Source organism: Mesotoga sp. UBA5825, assembly GCF_002432955.1.
Classification (GTDB): domain Bacteria; phylum Thermotogota; class Thermotogae; order Petrotogales; family Kosmotogaceae; genus Mesotoga.
Genome location: NZ_DJHG01000134.1, coordinates 1 through 3879, shown reverse-complemented (window position 1 = coordinate 3879; position 3879 = coordinate 1). Strand labels below are relative to the sequence as shown.

The following is a 3879-nucleotide window of genomic DNA, read 5'->3' as shown; positions in this document are numbered from 1 at the left end:
GATGAAGGCCTGCAGCTTCACAATGTTGATTACTCTGTCGAGGTCGCCAAGATACCCCTTGATTGCTGCAAGCATATTCATAATACATAGTTTTGCGGCCTCACAGGCATATTCGATTGATCTCTCGCTTCCCACTTTCCCTGTGTAAACTGGCTTTCCGTCTTTCATTGGTACCTGACCGGAAACAAACAAGGCGTTTCCGAGACGTTTCACGGGAATGTACATGGCTCCAGGCGGCGAGGCCGCGGGCAGCTTGATTCCAAGTTCCTCTATTCTCTTCTCTATAAGCATCATCTTCTCCTTCTCTTGGTCGGTTCTATGTCAGCCGCTTTCCTTAATGTATTTGTATATCGTATATCTAGATAGATTTAGCCTGCTTGAGACATACGGAACGGCTTTGGAAAACTCGAAGGCCTTTTCTCTCTTTAGGAGACTTATCAGTCTAAGTCGATCCGACTTGTTCATCCTTTCGACGGGTTTTCCAATTGCGTCCAGACAGCTGTTGAAAATCGATGAGAGTTTATTCTCTCCGGCCTCACTGATTGCAGACTGCAGATCAGATTCGACCTTCATGAAGTCATCCAGTACGTTGGAGAACTCTCTCATGAAGGTAAAATCATAGTTTATTCCAAGAGCATAGTGATAGTCCTCACCCTTCAGATGGAAGGTCGTTGATTTGATAAACTTGCCGGATTTATATACGGCGAGATGGTTTATGAAGTCTCCTTCCAGATATGATGACTTGTACTTCGCCAGATCGCCGTAGACGTCCTCAGTAGAGCCGACTTTTCTGTTCGTGACATGTCCGTTATAGATTAGTATGATGGGATGCTTTGGGACGCTCATGTCGTGGACCAGAGTCTCGCAATTGCTTCCAAACATTTCCGANNAGATTCCTCTCGCCAGTCTGTCCAGAAAGTCTAAGGCCTCTTTCTTCTCCATAAGTATCGACTCACTCCCTTTCTTACTGTCAAAATCGGGATTTATGTCAGTGTTTGATTTCATGAGTGTGTCGTTTCAGTTTCATATGATATCATTTCCCGTTGATTTGCAACTTCTCTATCAGCAGACTTGGAGCTCCTACGCAATAGCTCTTGCGGAGAAATTCCTCGATATACAGATCGTTTCCCGCAGCCCTTACCCTGGAGAAGAGATCAGTCAACCTTCCGCTCATCGTCAAGCCGGTGACGTTATGATCCTCTCTGCCGTTCCTTATGATCGTTCCCCTGCAGGGAATAGAGAATCCGCCCGAGCCAATGTTTATAGAGTGAAATACGTCATATGAATGAGTAATGTAGACACCCTCGCCCATTTCTTCGAGCAGAGAGGCTACCGATTCACTACCTGGCTCCGCGTATATTATTTTGGGGGTTATTATGATGTCTGTCGGGATCGAGCCGCTAAGCAGTGCATATCTTCCGGCATTGCCTGTTGAATTCGTGTCCAATCTGTAGGCGCTTGTGATATTGTGCATGAGTCCTGTGAGCCTGCCGCCATCTACCAGCTGTTCTTCCCTTGAAGGTGTTCCTTCGCAATCGAACTCGTAATGATACCCTGTTAGTTCATGCGAGGGAGAGTCGATAACTGAGAAGCAAGATGATCCGATCGCCTCCCCAAGCTTCCCGGATAGAGGAGAGGACCCTTCGCCGTACTTCAGGCCACTAAACAGCTGCCAGGCAGTCATCATAATGTTTGTGACAACAGTACTGTCAAGCAACACAGTATATAAACCTGAGTGCATTTCTTTCGCGTCATACTGGTGTCTCAAACTCGCAGCGATCTTGTTTCTGAATCTTTCTGGATTGATCTCTTCGAGTCTTGATGCACTTTCATAATAGGATGCGTCATACTGCTCGCCATTCTTTTCTGCCATTACAGTTGCTGTGGCACTGTATAAATCCATGGCCGATTCGACATCCAGACCATGAGAGTTAATCACATTTCTCAGCTGTCTCTCGGAACAGATCTCGACTGCTACGCTGGATATGCTACTGTCAACCATTCTTACTGAATCTTCGAGCTGATTGGCAGCCACCTTAATTGAAGGTATATCGGGATCGCGATTCTTGAGGCCTTCCGAAACTCTTCTGTTGACTAATAATCTATTAAGCCGGTCGTTCTTCAATCGTTCGACAAACTGCGAGTTATTGAGCGCCCTCAACAACACGTGGTTCGGTTCTTCATCTAAATCCTGAGTGTATGCATATCCCGTCTTCTCATCGGAAACGCGCACAAAGAGTTCTGCTGTTTCTGAAGAGCGGGTTTCTATTATCTCCCCGTTCGCATGCTTCATAACGGTGCTACCCCTTCGTTCTACATCGACTTCGGCTTCGGAGTAACATATGGGAAGGTTTTTCAATACTGTGCGATATTCATCGAGAAAACTCATTTAGATCAATCCTCCCCGCCTACAGACATCAGCGATATCCTCATCCTCGGTTGAAAGCTAGTAACAGGGCACAGTCCTGAGTCTGCTCCGCAGAACCCTCCGCTATCGGTCTTGAGATCGCTCCCTACCATATCGACTTTCTTTATCATATCAATCCCTCTTCCGCTGAGGACAAAGCCGCTCTTGAGCCTGTGAGATATCTTGCCGTCCTTTATCCAGTACCCTTCGCTAACCGCAATAGAAAACTCTCTGCCGCCTGTTCCGCCTCCCAGTCTCTTCACAAAGAGACCCTCGTCAACCGATCGAACAATCTCTTCATCGTCGTCGTTTCCCTGAGCTAGATAGGTGTTGTTCATACGGGGTACAGGGGCATATGTATATCCCTGTCTTCTTCCACTCCCGGTTGAAGAGATTCCGAGTCGTCTGCCGCAAAGTCTGTCACACAGGTAGCCTTTTAGTACACCTTTCTCTATGAGAATGTTCTTCTGTGTGGGGAAACCTTCATCGTCAATAGCGGCTGAGCCGTAGAGACCCGGCATTGTTCCGTCGTCGATTAAAGTGACCTTTTCCGAAGCGACGACCTGTCCAACTTTACCTTTGAAATCGCTAGCGTTTCTTGAAACTGCGGAGGCTTCTAGCTGATGACCGCAAGTCTCGTGCCAGAATGTGCCGCACGAACCGGCCTCGAAAACCACCGGGACTGCGCAAGACTTCAGCGGAGCTGCCTTGAGATCTTCCGCCATGTCAATAACGAACTCTCTAGCAAAGGAGGTGAAGTCGTTTTTCGTGCGAAACGCTTCGAAACCCTGAGGGCGGGTGAAGTCGCGCCATTCGTATTTCGAACGGTCTCCAACTTCGACGGTAGCTTGCAGTCGCAAACGGCCCGTTATTCTCCTGTCTTCGGCACGAAGGCCTTCACTGTTGAATATCATTACCTTCTGATCAGTATCGAAGTAGTCTACATTCAATTGTCTTATCTTTTCTCCTGCACTTTGTGCGGCCTGCTCAGTCGCGCGTATTACTTCGATCTTTTCTTTGTGGCCGACAGAGGAAGGAATGATCTCGAATCTATTCGGATTTGCCGCCTTCTGCGTTGTGAAGTTGATATGTCCCGAGAACCCCCCCGCAATTCCGTCCAAGAGTTCAGAAGCTCTCTCGGCACAACTCATAAGACCAGCAAATGATAGATCGTTTGTAAATACATAGACGCTCTTCATTCCGCAAAGCAAGTAGATGCCTGCCCCCTTGATTCTTACTGTGGTAACCCCGCTTATCGTGCCTCCCGAACACTTTATACTCAATTCGTCCTTGTCTTCAAGGAAGATCTCCGCGAAGTCTCCTCCTGAAGATAGGGCCTTCTTGATTACTTTTTTCAGACTATCTTCTTCAATCACAGTGAAACCTCCCAAGACCCAGAGGTGAGGGTGAGTGGTTAAAGGTGGGAATAAATGCCTTTTCATACCTCACTTCAGGAATTCTTTGTCAATAAA

General features: G+C 47.3%; 4 protein-coding genes. All 4 read right to left on the bottom strand.

Annotation, left to right across the window (positions count from 1 at the left end):
* On the bottom strand, positions 1 to 291 hold a 291-nt coding region (locus B3N33_RS12530; RefSeq protein ID WP_349682171.1), incomplete at its 3' end, for a RidA family protein.
* A gap of 30 nt (positions 292 to 321) precedes the next feature.
* Positions 322 to 942 (bottom strand): helix-turn-helix transcriptional regulator, encoded by a 621-nt coding sequence (locus tag B3N33_RS12525; RefSeq protein ID WP_422655916.1) that lies wholly within the window; start codon positions 940 to 942, stop codon positions 322 to 324.
* Between the two features lie 91 nt (positions 943 to 1033).
* Positions 1034 to 2389, bottom strand: a complete 1356-nt coding sequence (locus B3N33_RS12520) for a TldD/PmbA family protein (protein WP_292593522.1) — start codon at positions 2387 to 2389, stop codon at positions 1034 to 1036.
* Positions 2390 to 2394: 5 nt separating this feature from the next.
* Complete coding sequence (locus B3N33_RS12515; RefSeq protein ID WP_292593521.1) at positions 2395 to 3783, bottom strand: TldD/PmbA family protein; 1389 nt, start codon at positions 3781 to 3783, stop codon at positions 2395 to 2397.
* Between the last annotated feature and the right edge of the window lie 96 nt (positions 3784 to 3879).